16 protein-coding genes are annotated in these 19,992 nt (G+C 63.3%); 8 read left to right on the plus strand and 8 right to left on the minus strand.

The genetic code is table 11. The features are described 5' to 3' along the window. Positions 1-4 precede the first annotated feature (4 nt). From HDE77_RS18755 to speA, 4 genes are all read right to left on the minus strand, one after another. Positions 5-1,189, minus strand: coding sequence for a patatin-like phospholipase family protein (locus HDE77_RS18755; protein WP_184419443.1), 1,185 nt, complete (start codon positions 1,187-1,189; stop codon positions 5-7). A 5-nt stretch (positions 1,190-1,194) separates the two neighbouring features. Then, entirely contained in the window at positions 1,195-1,995 is an 801-nt protein-coding gene (locus HDE77_RS18760) for a 3-hydroxybutyrate dehydrogenase (protein WP_184419444.1), read from the minus strand. 170 nt (positions 1,996-2,165) lie between these two features. Then, positions 2,166-2,999, minus strand: coding sequence for an undecaprenyl-diphosphate phosphatase (locus HDE77_RS18765; protein WP_184419445.1), 834 nt, complete (start codon positions 2,997-2,999; stop codon positions 2,166-2,168). Positions 3,000-3,084: 85 nt separating this feature from the next. Further along, complete coding sequence (speA, locus tag HDE77_RS18770; RefSeq protein WP_184419446.1) at positions 3,085-4,971, minus strand: arginine decarboxylase; 1,887 nt, start codon at positions 4,969-4,971, stop codon at positions 3,085-3,087. Between the two features lie 567 nt (positions 4,972-5,538). Here speA and speE point away from each other — a divergent pair. Continuing rightward, positions 5,539-6,393: a polyamine aminopropyltransferase gene (gene speE, locus HDE77_RS18775; RefSeq protein WP_184419447.1), complete on the plus strand. Its 855-nt coding sequence runs from the start codon at positions 5,539-5,541 to the stop codon at positions 6,391-6,393. A 72-nt stretch (positions 6,394-6,465) separates the two neighbouring features. Here the strand turns inward: speE and HDE77_RS20620 are convergent, their stop codons facing one another. Next, complete coding sequence (locus tag HDE77_RS20620; protein WP_184419448.1) at positions 6,466-6,660, minus strand: antitermination protein NusB; 195 nt, start codon at positions 6,658-6,660, stop codon at positions 6,466-6,468. A gap of 196 nt (positions 6,661-6,856) precedes the next feature. Between HDE77_RS20620 and HDE77_RS18785 the strand changes: the two genes are divergently transcribed. From HDE77_RS18785 to HDE77_RS18805, 5 genes are all read left to right on the plus strand, one after another. Further along, positions 6,857-7,900, plus strand: a complete 1,044-nt coding sequence (locus HDE77_RS18785; protein WP_184419449.1) for a hypothetical protein — start codon at positions 6,857-6,859, stop codon at positions 7,898-7,900. Positions 7,901-7,988: 88 nt separating this feature from the next. Beyond that, on the plus strand, positions 7,989-8,621 hold the full coding sequence (locus tag HDE77_RS18790; protein WP_184419450.1) for a ParA family protein: 633 nt from the start codon (positions 7,989-7,991) through the stop codon (positions 8,619-8,621). A 71-nt stretch (positions 8,622-8,692) separates the two neighbouring features. Beyond that, a complete protein-coding gene (locus tag HDE77_RS18795; protein ID WP_184419451.1) occupies positions 8,693-9,166 on the plus strand; it encodes a histidine phosphatase family protein in 474 nt (157 codons plus the stop codon). Continuing rightward, positions 9,163-9,729, plus strand: coding sequence for a YceI family protein (locus tag HDE77_RS18800; RefSeq protein WP_184419452.1), 567 nt, complete (start codon positions 9,163-9,165; stop codon positions 9,727-9,729). The genes HDE77_RS18795 and HDE77_RS18800 overlap by 4 nt, the downstream gene beginning before the upstream one ends. 42 nt (positions 9,730-9,771) lie before the next feature. Further along, positions 9,772-11,676, plus strand: coding sequence for a phospholipase D family protein (locus tag HDE77_RS18805; RefSeq protein ID WP_184419453.1), 1,905 nt, complete (start codon positions 9,772-9,774; stop codon positions 11,674-11,676). Between the two features lie 21 nt (positions 11,677-11,697). Here HDE77_RS18805 and HDE77_RS18810 read toward each other — a convergent pair whose 3' ends face one another. After that, positions 11,698-12,984, minus strand: a complete 1,287-nt coding sequence (locus HDE77_RS18810) for an acetyl-CoA C-acetyltransferase (protein WP_184419454.1) — start codon at positions 12,982-12,984, stop codon at positions 11,698-11,700. A gap of 180 nt (positions 12,985-13,164) precedes the next feature. Between HDE77_RS18810 and HDE77_RS18815 the strand changes: the two genes are divergently transcribed. Together HDE77_RS18815 and HDE77_RS18820 are read left to right on the plus strand one after the other, a co-directional pair. Next, on the plus strand, positions 13,165-14,307 hold the full coding sequence (locus HDE77_RS18815; RefSeq protein WP_184419455.1) for a hypothetical protein: 1,143 nt from the start codon (positions 13,165-13,167) through the stop codon (positions 14,305-14,307). Positions 14,308-14,405: 98 nt separating this feature from the next. Beyond that, a complete protein-coding gene (locus tag HDE77_RS18820) occupies positions 14,406-16,877 on the plus strand; it encodes a GGDEF and EAL domain-containing protein (protein ID WP_184419456.1) in 2,472 nt (823 codons plus the stop codon). A 34-nt stretch (positions 16,878-16,911) separates the two neighbouring features. Here HDE77_RS18820 and HDE77_RS18825 read toward each other — a convergent pair whose 3' ends face one another. After that, the gene (locus HDE77_RS18825) at positions 16,912-17,865 is read right to left on the minus strand and encodes a hypothetical protein (protein WP_255482813.1); all 954 of its coding nucleotides are present in this window, start codon (positions 17,863-17,865) and stop codon (positions 16,912-16,914) included. 24 nt (positions 17,866-17,889) lie between these two features. Next, a complete protein-coding gene (locus HDE77_RS18830) occupies positions 17,890-19,989 on the minus strand; it encodes a peptidase domain-containing ABC transporter (RefSeq protein ID WP_184419457.1) in 2,100 nt (699 codons plus the stop codon). Positions 19,990-19,992 lie beyond the last annotated feature (3 nt).

A 19,992-nucleotide genomic window follows, 5' to 3' on the forward strand; every position in this document is an offset into this window, starting at 1 on the left:
GAGCTCAACGAACATCGGCCGCGCGGTGAACGTCGTGCGTCACGAATGGATGCTCGGGATCGGGCGCGTCGAACCAGCGTGGATGCGTCAGCGTGTGCTGCATGTCGGCCACGCCGCTTTGCCAGTGGCCGCGCATGCTGCTCGCGCTGAACTCATAGTCCTTGTAGTGCCCTTCGTAGGGCTTGTTGCTGTAGATCAGGTGGATCAGGTTGGTTCGCGCACCGTTCGCGCGCGCCTCGGCGCAGCGAAAGGCCGGGTGGTCGCGCTGATCGAGCGGCACCAGCGCCATCAGTTCATGTAACAGGCGCTGCTGCTCACAGTTCTCATGCATATATTCGGTGACCAATCGGGTGCGGCTGGAATACTGGATCTCCTTGGCCCGTTCGGCGACCCCGGTCATGTCAGTCGGGAGCGTATTGCCCGCGCTCCACAAGTCGACCTGGAGGATCAGCGCATCGCGATGCGGCCGCTCGGTCAGCACCTTGTACAGCGGCGTGTTGGAGACGATGCCGCCATCCCAGTAGAACTCACCGTCGATCTCCACCGCCGGAAACCCGGGTGGCAATGCGCCCGAGGCCATGAAGTGTTCGAGCTTGAGCACGCCATGCGTGTTGTCGAAATAGGCGAAGTTGCCGGTACGCACGTTCACCGCACCGATCGACACACGCACGCTGCGTGCATCGTTGATGCGATCGAAATCGACCAGTCTTTCCAGCGTCGCGCGCAGCGGTGCCGTGTCATACCAGCTCGTCGTGGCCGGACTGGCGTGCCTCTGCAGCAATGGCGACGCCAGCCGTGGCCGGAAGAAGCCAGGCTGACCCTCGATCAGCGCGCGCCAAGCGGCGAATCCGCTGAGGCTGTTCTGTATCGTCAGCGGCCACGAGAGACCGTCGAACAGGGTGGGTGCGGGCCAGTATGCGGGCTGGCAAAGGGTGTCCCAGAATTCGTGCAGTCGCTCGACCCGCCGTTCGGGCGCGTTGCCGGCAATGATCGCAGCATTCAGCGCACCGATCGAAATCCCGGCGAGCCAGTTCGGCCGCAACCCCGCCACATGCAGCGCCTCATAGACACCCGCCTGATACGCACCCAGCGCACCGCCGCCCTGCAGCACCAGGGCGACGCTGCGGTAGTCGCGCGCGACCGCGTCGGCCAGCGTCACTGGTGTCTGTTTGCGTTTATCGTTGGCCATGGCGCTTACTGCATATACCAGCCGTGACTGACCACAATACTTTGTCCGGTCAGTGCGGCGGATGGGAACGTGGCCAGATACAACGCCGTCTGTGCGATGTCATCGACGGTGGTGAACACGCCATCGACAGTGTCCTTCAGCATCACGTTCTTGATCACGTCCGCTTCGCTGATACCAAGCTCCCTGGCCTGCTCGGGTATCTGCTTTTCGACCAGCGGCGTACGCACGAAACCGGGGCAGATCACGTGCGAGCGCACATTGCGTGGTGCACCTTCCTTCGCCAGCGTGCGCGCCAGGCCGAGCAAGCCATGCTTGGCCGTGACATAGGCGGACTTGAGCCTGGACGCCTCATGCGAATGCACCGAGCCCATGTAGATCACCATGCCGCCGCGGCTGTTGCCGGTACCGTCGTCCTTGTACATGTGCTGCAGCGCGGCCTTCGTGGTGAGGAAACCACCATCGAGATGGATCGCCAGCATCTTTTTCCAGTCGGCGAACGCGAACTGGTCGATCGGGTTGATGATCTGCACGCCGGCGTTGGATATCAGGATGTCCAGACGGCCAAATGCCGCAACCACCTTGTCGGTGCCGGCATTCACTGCGGCCTCGTCGGTGACATCCATTGCGATGCCGATCGCTTTGCCACCAGCGGCGTTGATCTCGGCCGCCGCGGCATCCGCCGCCTGTTGGTTGATGTCGGCGATCGCCACGGCCGCGCCGTTCTTCGCATACAGTTCGGCAATCGCCTTGCCGATACCACTGGCTGCGCCAGTGATCAGTGCCACTTTGCCGTCAAGACTCGTCATGTCGTGTCCTTCTCGCAGGGGAAGTGCTCATGATACGGCGATTCGATCGAGCGTCGGGCCACGCACCCTGTAGGAGCGCACCCTGTGCGCGAAAAACCTACGGAGCGGTGACGCTGTCGCGTCTTTCGCACACAGGGTGCGCTCCTACGAAAGGCACCCGGAACTTGGGCCTAAGCCGCCAGCGGGTGCAGCGCAAACCAGCCGAGGCAGAGCGCGCCGGCCACGATGCAATAGATGCCGAACGAGGCCAGCCGCCCGCTCCCCTCGAAATAACCCATCAGAAAACGCACGCTGAGATAAGCAGCGATACCGGTCAGCACACCGCCGAGCGCGGCCGTGGCGAGCTGGGCATGATCGTGCATCAGCTTGGGCAGCTCCAGCATGCCGGCCGCCAGGATGATCGGCGTGCCGAGCAGGAATGAAAATTCCGCCGCGGCCTTGCGCGTCAACCCAACTCGCGCGCCAGCGATCATGGTCAGGCCGCTACGCGAGAAGCCGGGAATCAGCGCGCCGATCTGCGCCAGTCCGACCAGCGCTGCCTGCACCAGGGTGAGACGCTGAGGTGCGCGTTCTGATGCTTCGTCATCGCCACGACGGCCACCGAGCCACAGCACGATGCCATTGACCAGCAGCGCAAATGCCACGATGCGCAAATCGTGAAACAGGCGCTCAAGCGGCTTTTCCAGCCACAGACCGACCAGGCCCGCCGGTATCGTGCCGACCAGCAACGCCCAGGCCAGATGACCATCATCACTGGGGCGACCGCGCAGGCTGCCGAAGAAGCCCTGTGCAATGGCGATCCAGCGGATACGGAAATACCACAGCAGGGCGATCGCGGTGCCCAGATGCAGGGCTACCAGAAACGGTAGCAGCGCGGGCGCGTGGTGATCCAGCTGCACGCCAAACAGAGCGGGAACCAGCAGGGTATGGCCGAGGCTGCTGACCGGGAACAATTCGGTGACGCCTTGCAGAATGCTCAGCAATAACAGCAACAGCACGCTCATCCGGACTTCTTTCCTCGATACGAATAGTCATTGGGTTGCATCTGCGCAGAGGGCCTCCGCGCAGATGCCTGGCGACGGTGAACAGTCAGAGCGCTTCAGCCAGATAGGTGTAACCGGTCAACCCGTGATGCAGCGCCTCGGCGAGCTGCGCGGCCTCGTCGCCCACGATGCCGGCGGCCGACATCCGGTCGGCATAGGCGGCGCGCAGTGCATCGAGGTCGTAGCCGACGTAATCGAGCATCAGGTCGGTGGTGTCGCCTCGACGGATGTGGGCGAACTCGTAGCTGTCGTCGGCCACGCGCACATTCACCGCATCGGTGTCGCCGAACAGATTGTGGATGTCGCCGAGCGTCTCCTGGTACGCACCGACCATGAAGATGCCAAGCCGGTAACTTTCGCCTTCATTGAGGGCGTGCAACGGCAGGCTCACATCAACGCCCTCGGCATCGACGTAATGGTCGATGCGGCCATCCGAATCACAGGTGAGGTCCACAATCACGCCGCGGCGGGTGGGTTCTTCGTCGAGCCGCGCGATCGGTGTGATCGGGAAGATCTGTCCAATCGCCCAGATATCCGGCACCGACTCGAACACCGAAAAATTGACGAAGTACTTGTCGACCAGCTTCTCGTCCAGTTCGTCCAGCGCCTGCCGATGTGAGCGCTCCGCCGGCAGCAGGCGCGTGCGCACGGCGTTGGTGATGGCGTAGTACAGCTCGTCCAGCCGCGCACGGTCGGCCAGCGCGAGCTGACCCAGCGCATACAGCGTCTGCCCTTCGCTGAGATGGTGCTGGGCTTCGTGGAACAACTCGAGTGGTGGGCGGCGTCCGAGCTCTTCGTACGTCTCGCGCAGCCGGCGCAGCACGGCGGGTTCGTCGTCGCACGGTGGCGGGATCGTCCCGGCCGGCACTTCCTCCACCTCGGTCACGTTGACCACCATCACCGCATGATGTGCGGTCATCGCGCGGCCGGCTTCGGTGAGGATGTGCGGCGCGCGCAATCCTTCGGCCTCGACCGCCTCGGCCAGCGACTGCACGATGGTCGAAGCGTATTGCTCGATCGAATAGTTGATCGAGTTGTGGCTGCGCGAACGGGTGCCTTCGTAGTCCACGCCGAGGCCACCACCGACGTCGACGATCTCCAGCGGCACGCCCATCCGGATCAGCTCAACGAAGTAGCGCGTCGCTTCGCGCATGCCGTTGGCGATGTCGCGCACGTTCGAAATCTGCGAGCCCATGTGGAAGTGCTGCAGCTTCAGCGTGTGCTTGAGGCCGGCCTGATCCAGTCGCTGGATCAGGGTGAGCACCTGATTCGGCGAGAGACCGAACTTGCCCTTGTCGCCGCCGGTGTTCTGCCACTTGCCGGCGCCGATCGAAGCGAGTCGCACGCGCACACCGAGCAGCGGCTCGACACCAAGTGCCTTTGCTTCGCTGAATACATGGTCCAGTTCGGAAAGCTTCTCGATCACGATGTGCACGCGCAGGCCGAGCTTCAACCCGATCAGCGCGAGGCGAATGTATTCGCGATCCTTGTAGCCGTTGCAGATCACGATGGAACCGGGCCGCGCCATCGCCAGCACGGCCATCAACTCCGGCTTGGAGCCCGCTTCCAGACCGAAGCCGTGGGTTCCGGCTGCCACCAGTTCGCCCACCACACCACGCTGCTGGTTCACCTTGATCGGATAGATGGCCGTATAGCCGCCCGCGTAATTCCATTCGCCGATCGCCTTGGCGAACGCGCCTTGCAGCCGCGCCAGACGGTCGGCCAGGATGTCGGGAAAACGCACCAGCAGCGGCAGCCGCAAGCCCTCGCTGCGGGCGCGCTCGACAATCCCCGGCAACGACAACGCCGGGCCACTGGCGCCGCGCGGGCGCATCACGATGTGACCGGCCGCGTCGACATCGACGTAACCGTCACCCCAGTGGGGGATGGCATAGGTATGCCGGGCCTGATCTGTATTCCAATGCTTCGCCACCAGCGTTGCTCCTTTAGAGCCTGTTTATGATCTCCCCGTAGCCCGCGCCGGGAGCTGTTTGCGCGCAGGCCAAGGAAGAGCGAGGGAGTGTACGTCCGTACACGACCGAGTGATGACGCCGGCCTGCGCGCAAACAGACCCGGCCCGAAGGGTTGTCGTTGAATGGCCGCCATGCGACAGCGCGCGGCTTGACCTGACGGACGTCAGGCACTGCGCCGCGCACTACCACCTGTCGGCCATTCAACGACAACGCGAGCCACGGGGAGATCATAAACAGGCTCTCAACCAACGGATGATGAAAGTCGCAGCGGCGAGCCTTGACGGTCTGCTCGGGAAGAGCTCGAAGTCCGAGCGACCGGAAGCCTCGCACGCCGCGGGGCCGATCGGACTTGATGGCTGCCAGACGCGCTGCGCCGGCGATGCCAGGGCGCCATTGTAATGGTCACCTGTGACGATATGCGCATGGCGCCCGATCGGCCTTGCCTACGGGTGACGGGACGCTGGTCACCGTTGCCGCTATAATTGGGGGTCTTTATCTCCCACCACGGTTCCCCAGGAACATCCGCCATGTCTCAGCAGCCCAGCTGGTTCACCGAAGCCCACCAGGCCTCCGGCTCCTCCATCGGTTTCCGCACCGAGCAACAGCTGCATGCGGAGAAAACACCATTCCAGACCATCGAGATCTACAAGACCACCGACTGGGGCAACCTGATGGTGATCGATGGCTGCGTGATGCTGACCACGCGCGACAACTTCCTGTACCACGAAATGATGACCCACCCGGCCCTGTTCACCCATGCGCGTGCCAAGCGCGTCGTGATCATCGGCGGCGGCGACTGCGGCACGCTGCGTGAGGTGCTCAAGCATGAGGAAGTCGAATCCGCCGTACAGGTTGAAATCGACGAGCGCGTGACACGGCTCGCCGAGCAGTACTTCCCGGAACTGTGCGAGGCGAACAATGACCCGCGCGCCGAACTGCTGTTCATCGACGGCATCAAGTACATGGCCGAGGCGGAACCGGAGTCGCTGGACCTGATCATCGTCGACTCGACCGACCCGGTCGGTCCGGCCGAAGGCCTGTTCAACGCGGCTTTTTACGCCAGCTGCCACAAGGCCCTGCGCCACGGCGGTATCCTGGTGCAGCAGAGCGAATCCCCGCTGGCGCACCTGGACCTGATCAAGTCGATGCGCTCGGCGATGCGCACGTCGGGCTTCGCGGCAGTGCGTACGTTGCCGTTTCCGCAGCCGTGCTATCCGACCGGCTGGTGGAGCTGCACGATGGCGCGCAAGGGCGGCGATCTGTCCGGTTTCCGCGAACGCGGCGCGATCAGCAAGAATTTCACGACCCGCTATTACAACGCCGACATTCACCGCGGCGCACTGGCACAGCCGGAATTCATGCGCGAGGCGCTGGGCGAATAAGCCGGCAAGGCACGCCGTTTGCACGCCGGGCGGGGCAACGGCCCGCCCCACTCGGCATCAAGCCGAGTGCAACTAGAACATCTTGCTGCGCACCTTGGGCAACAGGACCAGCAAGAGCGTCGCGAACGGGCCGAACAGCACCGACAGCAGGAACCACAGCAGGCCGCTGCGGTTTTTCCCCTGTGCGAGCGCGGCGTTGATCAGCGCCAGCGTGCCCCAGCCGACAAACCAGGGCGCGCCGGCGGCAAATGTCGAAAAATGATCCACTAATGCGTCTCCCGAACTAGCTTGATGTAGGCGCGATGCCGCGCCGGAAGCGGCCATCCTAACAAGCATTGCGCCGGCTTCGCGCCGAAAGCCCGTTCATAAACCTGCGACCAGGCTGTCTCACAACCACCCGAATCAGCCGAGCTTAATGCACGGGGGGTATGCTCGGCGCTTTGATTGCGGAAGGAAGCGAACGATGCGTGGACTGCGCTACCTCACCTTGCTGACGTGTGCCTTGGCATGCGTCGCCACGCCCGTGCTCGCCGGCCACCCCACCGGCCAGCCGGGCGCTGCCAGCAAGACCGCCGGCCCTGACGGAACGGCTGCGACCCGCGAAAAGGCCTTGCTGGGACTGCAGCGTGACCTGGTCAGTGTGCTGGCCCTGCGCGTCGACGCGCTGCCGTTGCTCGGTGCCGCCCTGTATGCCCGGCCACTGCTCAACCAGCCGAAGTTCGCCACCTTTCATGTGTTGATCGAGCGCGCGGCGCACGCGGACGACGCCGGAGCGGCGGTGAGTTGGGTCCGACTGGCTGATTGCGACGCCAAGGCAGACGCCTGTCCCAATTCGGGCGCGCTGGATCAACTGGTGACGCAGGCACCGGACAACGCCGCGGTATGGTTGCTCAAGCTCGGCGATGACACCCGAAAGATGAAGCCGGAGGCCGCGCGCGCGGACCTGGCGAAGGCGGCCGCCGCCAAGCTGTATGACGACTACACCGGAATCAGCCTGAAGGCACTGGCCGACTCGGTCAGCATGCTGCCACCGCCGGCCGACACGATCGATCCGGCCCACGCCGCCGGTGCGATGGGCGTGAAGCAGGTGCTGGTGTTCGGCCTGGCCAGCACCCAGCCACAGCCCGGCTTGCAGGTCACCGCCAAGCTGTGCGAGAACGCCAGCGGCGATGCATCGATCAAGGCCGATTGCCTGAACCTCGGCAAGATCCTCGAATGGGGTTCCAGCCCTCTGGGGCGTTCGCTCGGTCTGCATCTGCGCGAAGTGCTGGCGGATGACCCGGTGCAGCAGCAGGACGCCAAGCACGCCCGGCTCAATCTGATCTGGCAAGTGCAAAGCTTCGCCCAGCTGTCGGCCCGCGCGCAGGGCGACGCGGCGCTGTCCCAGCATCTGCTGTTGCTGGCGACCAGCGGCGGCACCGAAATGAGTCTGCTGCTGGCGGCCTTGCGTGACAACAACATCCCGACCGACGCGCCCGCCGACTGGAAGCCGCAGCGGTCCGAATGACGCCACCCGTTCAAAGCGGCTGCACGCACCTTTGCGCGGCATTCGCAGCCGTGTAGGCTTGGATCACCTCCGCGGCAAGGGTCAATCGATGCTTACGACGCTGGTAGCAAGCAGCAAGGGTGGTTGTGGCAAGAGCACGCTGGTAACCCAGCTGGCGTCGCACTGGGCACAGGCGGGTCAGCACACCGCCATCATCGACGCCGACCGGCAGGGCTCCAGCTTTCGCTGGGCCACCCTGCGGCCGGACAACGTACCCGGCGTGCTGGCGCTCGAAGGTGGCCGCAAGGCGCTACAACGACTGCCGCCGGACACTCAACAGCTGCTGATCGATACTCCCGCCGGCTCAGGTGAGCGCGAACTGGAACCGTACCTGGAACAGGCGAGCGTATTACTGGTGCCGGTGCTGCCATCGTCGTTCGATCTGCATGCCACGCTGCATTTCATCAAGGAGTTGCAGCAGATCAGCCGCATCCGCCGCGGCAAGCTGCCCGTGGCGCTGGTCGCCAACCGGCTCAAGCCGTGGACCCACGCCAGCCAGGACGCGGTGGCCCAGCTTGCCGAACAATCGCCCTTTCCGATTGCCGCGCAATTGCGCGACAGTCAGGCCTATGTCCTGCTCAGCGCGCTGGGCAAGGGCATCTTCGATTACCAGTCCGAACAGGTCCGCAACCATCAGGAGGATTGGAAAGCATTACTACGCTGGATCAAGCGCCAGCACTGAGAGTCTGTTCATGGGCTCTTCGCCGTCATCTTTGTGAAACCACCGTCGCACGACAATACCGGGAGTCCCCCATGCACGAATTGATCCTGTTGCGACACGCCGAAGCCGTGCCGATAGAACATGCCGACGATGACCAGCAACGCCCACTCAGCACTCGCGGTGAGCAGGAAGCGCAAGCTGCCGGGCTGTGGCTGGCCGCCCATGGCAGCCAGCCTGATCGGGTGCTGTGTTCGCCCACCCGGCGCACCGACGAAACCGCTCGGCTGGCGCTGGCCGCGATGGTTTCGGCACCAGTCCCGCAAATCGCCGCTGAAATTTACGACGCCTCCCCGGGCGAGCTGCTGGCGCTGCTGGACCAGCACGGCGACGCGGGCACCGTGATGCTGGTCGGCCACAATCCCGGCATCGAGCGGCTGGTAGCGCTGCTGGTCGAAGGTCGGTCCGATGAATTCCGTGGCATGCCGCCCGGCGCCTTGGCCGTGCTGCATCTGAACGGCGCACTGGAACCAGGCAATGCCCGGCTGGACGCATTCTGGTCGCCGTGAGGCGCGCGCTTGCCGTTGTTCTGCTCGCAGGCCTGGCGCTCGTTGCGCCGGCTGCGCGATCCACCGGTTACCGTATTGACCCCGCCCGCTCGCATGCCACCTTCGGCGTACGCCTGTTGTGGCTGCGAACCATCAGCGGACGTTTCTCGTTGATCGCCGGCGAAGTGCGGCTTGATCCACATGGTCAGGCAACCATCGACGCGCGCATCACCGTGGACAGCATCGCGATGGACTCCGAACGCCTGCGTCGCTGGGTGCTGGCGCCGGAGTTTTTCGATGCCGTGCATTACCCGACCATCCACTTCATGTCTGATCCCATACCCTTCGACACGCTGACCTCCGGCGGCATGCTGGACGGCCAATTGAGCCTGCGCGGGGTTACCCTGCCGGTGCACTTCGAGCTGCTGCCCGTGACATGCGCAACCGTCATCGCGCCCACCTGCCTGATCGAAGCGCGCGGCCTTGTATCGCGCAGCGCATTCGGCATGACCGGCCATCGGACGGCCCTGTCGGACCAGGTCCAGCTCGGTTTCTCGATCGCACTCGACGCCGCATCGGAGTAGGGCCATGACCTCGTTTTGGGGCGTGCCCGTATGATGCGGTGGATGCCCATACGCCCGTTTTTTCTGCTCAACCTGGTTGTCGCCATCCTGCTGCTACAGGGTTGTGTGGCATCACGGGCGCAGGTTCGACGCGTGGATGCCCTAGTCGTGGCGACCACCGACAGCCGGGTTGGCTGCGACCGCGACGATCACTGCGCGGCGGCATCGGCGCTGCTGGATGCCGCGAACGAGGCGATGACCGCGTCTACCCCACAGCTGCCGGTGCACGTGGTCAGCCTGCTCAACGACAGCGAAGCGGCGATGGTGGCGCGGCTCAATCTGATCCGTGCCGCGCATCGTTCGATCGACGTGCAGACTTACATCTGGGACGAGGACGATGCCGGGGAGCTGGTATTGAACGAGCTGGTGGAGGCCGCACGGCGGGGCGTGAAAGTGCGCATCCTCGCCGACCAGCTGTCATCGTTTGACGACATGCCGCTGCTCAACCGACTCGCGCGGGTCAGTCCGAATCTGGAAGTGCGCCTGTACAACCCAACCTTCCATGACGCCCATACTTCGTCGCTGCAATGGGCCGCCGGCCTTGCCTGCTGCTTCTTCAAGTTCAACCAGCGCATGCACAACAAGGTTTTTGTGGTGGATGGCAGCATCGGCATCACCGGTGGTCGCAATTACCAAAACCGCTACTTCGACTGGGACGACGATTTCGACTACGTCGATCGCGACGTGCTCGTCGGTGGCCCGGCGGCGCGCGCGATGGCCGACAGCTTCGCGCTGTTCTGGGGGCACAAACGCTCGGTGCCGCTGACCCATCTGCGCGACGTCGACAACTACATCCTCGGGCACCCGGCCGCGCCGGACTGGCCGGAAGCCAGCTACGTGCATCCGCAACGCGTGTATCGCGCGCAGGAAGAGGCTGACGATGCAGATTGGCTGCACGCACATGTGCTCGAGCACAGCATTCGTACCGGCAACGTGGAATTTTTCAGCGACCTGCCGGCAAAGACCGACAAACCACAGAAACGTAATGCGCTCCAGTTCACCCACTATGTGATGCAGATGGTGGCCGGCGCGAAGTATGAGGTCGTGCTGCAAACCCCCTACCTGGTGATGAGCCACCGCGCACGGGAGGTCTTTGAGCAGCTGCACGAGCAAACGACGGCGCCGCGGATCGTGGTCTCCACCAATTCGCTCGCCTCAACCGATGCGTTCGCGGTGTATGCGCTCTCCTATAAACACCGCAAACTCTATCTGAAGGACTACGGCTTCGAGATCTACGAAATGAAGCCACACGCCGTGGGTCCGGCCGAGGCCAACGCGTTCGCCAGCATGGAGTTGGATGACAACGATTCGGAAGATGGCACGCCGCCCGACAACCGCACCGAGGTTCGCGATTCCTCCAAACATTTCGTAGACACCGAAACCCATGGGCCGCTCGGCAGCCATGGCAAGGGCCGTCGGCCCGCGCCGCTACTCAGCGAAGGCCGTCGTTTCGGCCTGCATGCCAAGTCGATCGTCATTGACCAGACCATCGCGATGGTCGGTTCGCACAATTTCGATCCACGTTCGGATCACTACAACACCGAGGCCGGCGTGATCGTCTACGACCCACGCTTCGCCGATCAGCTGCGCGAGAGCATCCTGCGCGATACGCAGCCGCAGAACGCGTGGGTGATCGCTCCGAAACCAGCCGAGGTACCGGTGCTCAGCGATATCAGCCAGGCGATCGGCAGCGTCTCCGAACAACTACCGTTGTTCGATCTGTGGCCCTTCCGCTACGCCACCAGCTACGAAATCAAACCCGGCTGCCAGCCGCTGCGGGTCAACGATCCCGGCTTCTTCGCCTGCTATGAACCGGTCGGCGATTTTCCCGATTCGGCAGCGTCGCCGAAGCTGCTCTACACCCTGTTCATGACGGCATTCGGGGCGGGTGTCACCGGCGTGCTTTGAACGATATGCCGCCAACCCCGATCAGGGTCGTTCGAGGATCGCCGTAACGCCCATGCCGCCAGCGGTGCAGATGGAGATCAGGCCGCGACCCGAGCCCTTTTCCTCCAGCAGTTTGGCCAGCGTGGCGATAATCCGCGCGCCGGTGGCGGCAAATGGATGACCCGTTGCCAGGCTGGAACCGTGCACGTTGAACTTGGCCGGATCGATCGTGCCCAGCGGCGCGTCGAGGCCGAGGCGATTTTTACAGTACTCCGCCGACTCCCACGCGCGCAGCGTACACAGTACCTGCGCGGCGAACGCTTCGTGGATTTCGTAGTAGTCGAAATCCTGCAAGGTCAGGCCGTTGCGGGCGAGCATGCGCGGCACGGCGATGGTCGGCGCCATCAACAGGCCTTCGCCATGCACAAAATCCACCGCGGCGACTTCGGCGTCGCGCAGATATGCCTGAATCTTCAGGCCGCGCCGGGCCGCCCACTCATCGGTGCCCAGCAGCACGGCAGCCGCGCCATCGGACAGGCCGGTGGAATTGCCGGCGGTCAGCGTGCCGTGACCTGAGGTCTTGTCGAACGCGGGCTTCAGCGCGGCCAGTTTCTCGATGCTCGAATCCGGACGCAGGAAACCATCGCGCTTGAGTCCGCGAAACGGCACCAGCAAACCTTCGAAGAAACCGGCGTCATACGCGGCAGCCAGCTTGTGATGGCTTTCGAGCGCGATTTGATCCTGCGCCTCGCGCGTGATGTGCCATTCCCTCGCCATCTGCTCGCAGTGGTCGCCCATCGACTTGCCGGTGCGCGGCTCGGCGACACCGGGAAACGAGGGTTTCAAGTCGCGGAAGGAGAACCCACGCACCGCGATCTTCAACTTGTCCAGCGGCGTCTTCGCGCGGTTCATCGCCAGCAGCCGCTTGCGCAGGCGCGTGCCGAAGACGATCGGCACGTCGCTGGTGGTATCCGAGCCGCCGGCGATACCGGCCTCGATCTGCCCGGCGGCAATCTTGTTGGCCACGATGATCGCGTTGTCCAGCGAGGTGCCGCAGGCGCGCGCCGTGGTAATGCCCGGCGTCGTCGACGCCAGCCCCGAACTGAGCAGCGCTTCGCGCGCCAGGTTCCAGTCCGAGGAATGCTTGATGACCGCGCCCATCGCCACTTCGCCCAGCTCTACACCGTGCAGACCGAAACGTTCGACCAGCGCGCCGAGCACCTTCACCGACATACCGAAGTTGCCGACATCGGCGTAAGCCGTGTTATTGCGGCAGAACGGGATGCGCACACCGCCGATCACCCCAACGCGCTTGTGCGTGTTTTCCATGGTCAAAACAGTCCGGAACTCAAGTTTCCCAAGGCTAACCCGCCATGCCGCGCGGTGAAAGCCCAAAACCGTGAAGGATGCCCCGATCCATTCAGCACAGGCGACCCAAGGCCTGCTCCGAATCGATCAGAACGTCCCGCCTGCTAATATTCGGATTCTTTGCCGTTCGGAATGCTGCCCGTGGAAGCGCAAACGCTGCTCGCCCTCCCGATCGTGCTGGCATTGGAGCGGGTCGCCGGTGACCTACCGCCACGCCTGAGCCTGAGCCGCGACGAAGCGGCCGAGCTGGCCGAGCTGGTTGCCGCCGATCTGCTTGGATTGGTGCCGCAGGTGGCGCAAGCCCGACTGGCGCTGGCCGGCGCGCTGTTCGACCCGGTCGAATTGCTGCGTCCGGGTTTTCCGGTGTGGACCACGCTGGATGAGCTGGCCCGGCGCGTACCGCGCGGTCAGCTGGACAACGTGGTCGCGTTTGGCAGCCACGAAGGTCGCATGCCGGCGCAACCGCTGGAACCGTCGCCGATTTTTGCCGACGGCCCGATGCGCCTGCTGCCGATCTCCTTGCTGGCGCCAGAGGCGCTGGCCGCTGAGCTGTCCGAGCAACTGGAGATCCAGCTGGTCGGCCGCGGCGAAGCCGGCGCATTGACCAGTGACTGGCTGATGCGCACGCTCGGCACCCGACTGGAGCACGTGCGTTACCTGAGCCGCAACGACCTGCTCGCGCTGACCTGCGTGCAATACGAGCATGTCAACCTGGCCCCGCTGTGGACGCTGCTGGAAGGGGCGTTGCTGACGCCGTATCGCGAGGAGTCGACGATGAGCGCGCGCGGGCTGACGCTGCGTTACGCCCACGGCAATGTGCTGGCGCAGTCGCCCGCGCAATGGCTGGCCGCGCAAACCGAGGACCACGCTGAGCGCGCACATGCCTTCGCAGGCGTGGTGTTCGAGCTGCGCCAGTACGCCGCATTGCTCGATGCGCATCAGTTGCCCTTGCTGCTGCAGCCGGTGGTTGACGGGGAGCGCGAAGCGGGCGCCGGCTATCTGCTCGAAACCCTGGCCACGGTCGAGCCCGGTTACGACCCGCCGGCGCTGTTTGCGCATGAGGCTCCCGGGCTCGGCGTGGTCGCCATCACCGTGGCGCAACGTGGCGAAGCCGGGCGCGCGCGCGCGCTGGCACACGGCTATCCGCTGCAACAACAGGCCCTGGGGCCACTGCTGGCACGGCTGGCGGACCGCTACGGGATCGCCGCCGAGCTGCATGCCCTGGGCCGTATCGTGCTGGATGACACTGGTCAGCTCGGTGCGCCGACGATCGCCCTGCACTGAAATCGCCGTCACAGGACCTGCCGGCACCTGTGCAGCGGCGAACACTTGGCGCATGATGGGCCAGCGCCGACAGGGGGCGCTCCAGTTGACGGAAGACCATGCGGCCGCACAAGTCTGCCGAGGTATTGCCTTCGCTTCATGACGAGCCGGATTGGCCCGGGCGGATCTTGCGCGGTACTCCGGTGTTGCTTGCATATCTCGACAGTGAGCTGCGCTTTCGCTTCGCCAACGAAACCCATCGCACCTGGCTCGGCCTGGATCCGGAAAGACTGCTTGGCCGCCGCGTGGTCGACGTGATCGGCGAGCGCAACTATCAACGTGCCGGCGCGGCGCTGGAAAAAGCGTTGGCCGGGCACATGAGCTGTTATGAAGGCGAGCTGTTCAACGGTAGTGAACGGCGCTACGTCCACGGGAACTTTCAACCGGATTTCGACGCCGACGGCAAGGCCTGCGGCGTCTTCACCGCGCTGGTCGACATCACCGAACGGCGCACGCTCGAGCTGCGGTTGCACGAAAGCGAACAACGGTTCTTCGGCGCGTTCCAGCATGCCGCCATCGGCATGGCACTGACCCATCCGGATGGCCACTTCATGCGCGTCAACGCTGCGGTATGCCAGATGCTTGGCTATAGCGAAGACGAATTGTTGAAGCTGAACATCGCCGACATCACACATCCCGACGACCTTGCCGCCGACCTGGAGCTGCTGTCACAACTGTCGGCCGGGCAGCGCGATTCGTACCAACTGGAGAAGCGCAATTTCCACAAGAATGGCCACGTCGTGCATATCCAGCTCAGTGTGTCGGCTGTGCGCAATGCCCAGGGAGCGCCGCTCTACTTTGTTTCGCAAGCGCAGGATGTCACCGAGCGCAAGGCGTTCGAAGCGGCGCTATATCGCGAACGCGAATTGGCCGAGGTAACCCTGCGTTCGATCGGCGATGCCGTGATCACCACCGATCCGCGGTTGCGCGTTACCTCGCTCAATCCGATTGCCGAGGCGATGACCGGCTGGACCAGCACTGAAGCACAGGGAAAGCTGATCGAGGAAGTCTTCCAGCTGTTCGATGCGCAACACGGAACTACCGTCTCCAATCCGTTGCGCGCGGCGATCGAGCACAACGCCATCGTCGATCTGGCGAGCAGGACGCTACTGCGGCATCGGCACGGTTTTGACACGCCGGTGGAGGACTCCTCCGCGCCGATCCATGACAACGCCGGCAGCGTCATCGGCGGTGTCTTGGTATTTCACGACGTCAGCGAAACCCGTGCGCTGGCGCTGAAGATGATTCATCTGACCCAGCACGACACGCTTACCGGTCTACCCAATCGCAGCCAGCTGGACGGGCTGGTCGGGCAGGCGCTGATGACGGCGGCCCGGCGGCAGCAACGATGTGCGGTGCTGTATATCGACATCGACAATTTCAAGCAAATCAACGAGCTATATGGCCATGGCGATGGCGATCGCGTACTGCGGGCGCTCGCAGCGCAGATCCGCCGTGGTCTGCCTGGCGATGAAGTGCTCTGTCGCTATGGCGGCGACGAGTTTGTGGTGGTGCTACCGCATCTGAAAAGTGTCGGCGAAGCGGCCAGCGTGTGCCAGACCTTGATCGCTCAATGCGAGCAGACCAGCGTCGCCGGCCTGCCCGAACTTGCGCTGCGCGTCAGCATCGGTATCAGCGTCTATCCCGACGATGCCGGCGAACCGAAAAGCCTGCTGCAGCACGCCGAGACGGCGATGGTTGCGGCCAAGGCACAGGGCCAGCATGGCTACCGCTCGTTCACCGCATCGATGAACGAGCGCGCGCTCGCGCGACGCCGGATCGAGACGGCACTGCGGCAGGCGTTGCCTCGCCATGAGTTGAGCCTGCTTTACCAGCCCAAGGTGGCTGCGGACACCGGCCGCATCGTCGGCGCCGAGGCGCTGCTGCGCTGGTACGTGAACGGGCGCGAGCTATACACGCCCGATCAGTTCATCCCGGTGGCCGAAGACAGCGGCTTGATCTTGCCGATCGGCGCCTGGGTGCTGCGTCAGGCGTGCAAGCAGGCGCGATTGTGGCAGCAACTCGGGCAACCCATGCCGGTGTCGGTGAATGTCTCGCCGCTGCAATTCCAGCATGCGGATTTCTATAGTTGGCTCGACGACGTGCTGAGCGAAAGCGGCATTGATCCCGGGCTGCTCGAACTGGAACTCACCGAGCGCATGGTGATGTCCGGCGATGCCACGACCGGATTGCTGCGGCGGATCAGGCAACGTGGCGTGCGGCTGTCGCTGGACGATTTCGGTACCGGTTACTGCAGCCTGTCCTATCTGAAACATTTTCCGATCGATGCGCTGAAGATCGACCGCGCCTTCGTGCGCGACCTGACCACCGACCCCGATACCGCCACCATTACCACCGCGATCATCGCGATGGCACGCAGCCTCAACAAGGTGGTGGTCGCCGAAGGCGTGGAGACCCGCGAGCAGGGCGACTTCCTGCGTCAGGCCGGTTGCTCTCAACTGCAGGGCTTCCTGTATGGCGTGCCGATGCCGGCCGCCGCGCTTGAGCAACTGATCGTCGCCGCTGGCTGAAGCGCCTCCCTCGGCGCCATCGACGAATTCTGCGCTACTTGGCACATGCAAACGCGTACATGGGCGCGTAGCCGGCCATGAGCCAGTGCGGATAGTTGCCGATCAGTGCGCTGCTGATGCAGTCAGCCACCTGTTGCGGTGCATCGGAAGATGCCAGTGAGATGGCGTCGAAGACGTGAGCATCGAACCTCCCATGCGCAAACTTCAGATAGAACGGCAGCACGAGCGCGTCCATGTGCGAGCCGATACTGAATACACCCCGATGAATGCGACTGGGACGTCCGAGGATCGACACATCAACAGTCTCCATCGGATATTTGCGCATGGTGTACGGCGGCACGTCGGCAAACAACACGACAATGCCATCACGGCGCAAGGCGCGAACGACATTCAGGCCGAGGCTGTTGCGCCCTACCTCCTCGCCGGTATGCAACGGCACCAAGTGCGGCATGACCGTCGCGTCCACGCCGTAGCGGTCGCTCGGTACGCCGGTGACTACCGACAGCGAATCCAGGCGCAGCGCCTTGCGCACCTCTTCCACGACATAGGCGCACGCATACTGCGATACGTAATGAAACGGCGAAAGAATGATCGGGCGCTTTGGATACAAGCTACGCAGCTGCTCGATCCGATGTGCCAGCATCAGTGCCACTTTGCGCAAATCGGGCCACGTCTCATCGGGGCGCGCCTTTCTGCCGAGATACAGGCGCCGATCGAGCAATTTCTCCAGCACACCGCCTGTCATCGCGCTCAGCGCATCGGAGCGCTTGAGTGACACCTCATGGCAGCCCATCTCATAGCGAACGATGCCGTTCCAGCGCAGGCGTGAATCGAACACGCTTCTGACGCACCAACTCACCGTCGCCAACCGCGCGATCGATGGCAGCGACAGACTGCGCAGCCACGCGCCATACAGCTGGTATTTTCGATACCGCATCCATTTCAACCACCGATTCGGCAATCGGCGAAAGCTGTTCCACCGACTCATGACCGAACACTTCCGGTTTCCATCCTAGGCGGCATCGCAGAGCAGCCCGTCCGGCATTAGCGTGCCGTCGACTAACCTGTAGCGCCGCTCGAACGCTGAGGCGAGCGCCATATCGTGGGTGATGACGACCATCGTGCGATCGAGTCCCTGCAGCAGATTCGAGATGTGCGACACCGACGCCGCATCCAGATTCGACGTCGGCTCGTCCAACAGCAACAGTTCGCGGTTCTGATAGAGCGCGCGCGCCAGCAACAGGCGCTGTCGTTGTCCCGCCGAGATATTCGCAATGGTTTCGCTGATCACGGTGCGTGTGCGCATCGGCATGCGCATGACATCGGCAAGAAGTCCCACGTCTTCCAGCATCTGATTGACGCGCGCATCGTCTGCCTCGTGCGCGGAAAAAAGTGACACATTCTCCGAAATGGAGCCGTTCAAGAGAATGTCACCCTGACGCATTTGTGCCGCATGCCGCCTGATTTCATCCACCGTCAGGTTCGGCCACGCGATGCCGTTGAGAAGGATTTCACCCTGTTGCAGTGGTTCGGCGGCGCCCAGCAGTTTGAGCAGCGTGGTTTTTCCGCTACCGGAGGGGCCGACGATGACGATCTTGTCGCCCCGGTAGATATCGAGGCTCGCATGGTTCAGTACCGGCTGGTCAGACACCCCATAACGGAACGAGAGATTGCGCATCTCGATTTTCTCGAATGCCTTCACCTCGACGGCCTTTTGCCGCTCAGCCATCGGTGTATAGCGTTCCTCCTCGCACTCCACGATATCCTCAACCCGCGTCGCAGGAACTTCCAGCATGAAGTAGGCGATAAGCGCGTTAACCGAACGCGCGAGGCGATCCGTCGCGAGCGACTTGTAGATCATGAATGAATAGAACACGCCAACCGATATGCTTCCTTTCAGCATCAGGCCGGCGGCGAGCCAGGTGACTGCGATCAGGTCGGCATAGGTGGTCAGCTTCAGTACGGCATCGCGTGTGGCCAGCAACTTGGAATCCCGCACGAGCGTGGCCACATAGCCTTTGAAGATCGTCATGTAGGCGCAGACGCGGCGGATTTCTCCGGATGCCAGCTTGATCTGTGGCGCGGCGCGGATGGTCTCGATAAGCATGTTGTCGCAACGTGCCGACTCCTGCATCAGCAAGATGCGTGCATCCAGCATTCGAAAGAGCAGCGCTACCGCCACCAGCACGTAGAAGCCGAAAATGGCCAACGCGACTGCCGTCAATCGCGGGCTTTGCGACAGCATCAGAATCAGCGCCAGCACGGCTACCGTCAAATCGACACCGGTCGCCACCGTGGTTTTCACGGCGTGCGTACTGATCTCGTCCTGGGACTTCACTCGAGCAAACAGGTCGCCCACGTTGCGCTTCTCGAAGAAGGCGATGGGATTGCGCATCAAGTGCCCGACCAACCCCTCGCGCATATTCACGCAAACCATACCGTAGATCAGCTCGACCAGATAGGTCTGTGCGTACTGGCTGAAGGCACCGACAAGGAAGATGCCCGCGAACGTCAACGTCAGCACGTTGAGCAGATTTTCGTTGTCCGAAGAAACGACGTAATCCAGAACCAGGCGACCGAAGTAGGGCATCGCCAGTATGGCGAACTGCCCGGCCAACGCGACAAACATCACCTTGCCAATTTGGCGGTGCAGCTGGGGACACAGCATTCGCACGCGCGCCAGCGCAGCAGGTATCCGCGAACGAGCACGTATCTGCGGCAGCTCGGGCGTAGGTGCGAATTCGAGCAGATAACCCGACACGTTTTTCAGAAACATGTCCATCGATACCCGACGACGTCCGGCCGCCGGATCAAGCAATCGCACATAGCTGCGCGTGCATTTCTCGAAGACCACGTAGTGCGAGCCGCCAAAGTGCAGGATCGAGCCAGGCTTGATCTCGGCCAGATCGGACGCGCCAAATTGATAAGCCTGCACTGACAAGCCGAATTCGAGCGCCACATCGTGCAGGTCCATCATCGACAGGCCGTTCGCGGAAATCGGCCGGTACGCGGAAATTTCGCGAGTTTCCGTCGCTCGACCAAGGTGGCTCAGCGCCATGGCGAGACAGGCATAGCCGCACTCGGCCACTTCATTCTGATAAATGACGCGCATGGC

The organism is Rhodanobacter sp. MP7CTX1, from assembly GCF_014205795.1.
Taxonomy (GTDB): domain Bacteria; phylum Pseudomonadota; class Gammaproteobacteria; order Xanthomonadales; family Rhodanobacteraceae; genus Rhodanobacter.

Bases quoted from the DNA above. Each gene is read 5' to 3' on its own strand.
- HDE77_RS18820 (WP_184419456.1), top strand. From the start codon at position 14,406: ATGCGGCCGCACAAGTCTGCCGAGGTATTGCCTTCGCTTCATGACGAG.
- HDE77_RS18755 (WP_184419443.1), bottom strand. From the start codon at position 1,189: ATGGCCAACGATAAACGCAAACAGACACCAGTGACGCTGGCCGACGCG.
- HDE77_RS18760 (WP_184419444.1), bottom strand. From the start codon at position 1,995: ATGACGAGTCTTGACGGCAAAGTGGCACTGATCACTGGCGCAGCCAGT.
- HDE77_RS18790 (WP_184419450.1), top strand. From the start codon at position 7,989: ATGCTTACGACGCTGGTAGCAAGCAGCAAGGGTGGTTGTGGCAAGAGC.
- speE (WP_184419447.1), top strand. From the start codon at position 5,539: ATGTCTCAGCAGCCCAGCTGGTTCACCGAAGCCCACCAGGCCTCCGGC.
- HDE77_RS18805 (WP_184419453.1), top strand. From the start codon at position 9,772: ATGCCCATACGCCCGTTTTTTCTGCTCAACCTGGTTGTCGCCATCCTG.
- HDE77_RS18795 (WP_184419451.1), top strand. From the start codon at position 8,693: ATGCACGAATTGATCCTGTTGCGACACGCCGAAGCCGTGCCGATAGAA.
- HDE77_RS18785 (WP_184419449.1), top strand. From the start codon at position 6,857: ATGCGTGGACTGCGCTACCTCACCTTGCTGACGTGTGCCTTGGCATGC.
- HDE77_RS18810 (WP_184419454.1), bottom strand. From the start codon at position 12,984: ATGGAAAACACGCACAAGCGCGTTGGGGTGATCGGCGGTGTGCGCATC.
- HDE77_RS18825 (WP_255482813.1), bottom strand. From the start codon at position 17,865: ATGAGTCGGTGGAACAGCTTTCGCCGATTGCCGAATCGGTGGTTGAAA.
- HDE77_RS18765 (WP_184419445.1), bottom strand. From the start codon at position 2,999: ATGAGCGTGCTGTTGCTGTTATTGCTGAGCATTCTGCAAGGCGTCACC.
- HDE77_RS18830 (WP_184419457.1), bottom strand. From the start codon at position 19,989: ATGCGCGTCATTTATCAGAATGAAGTGGCCGAGTGCGGCTATGCCTGT.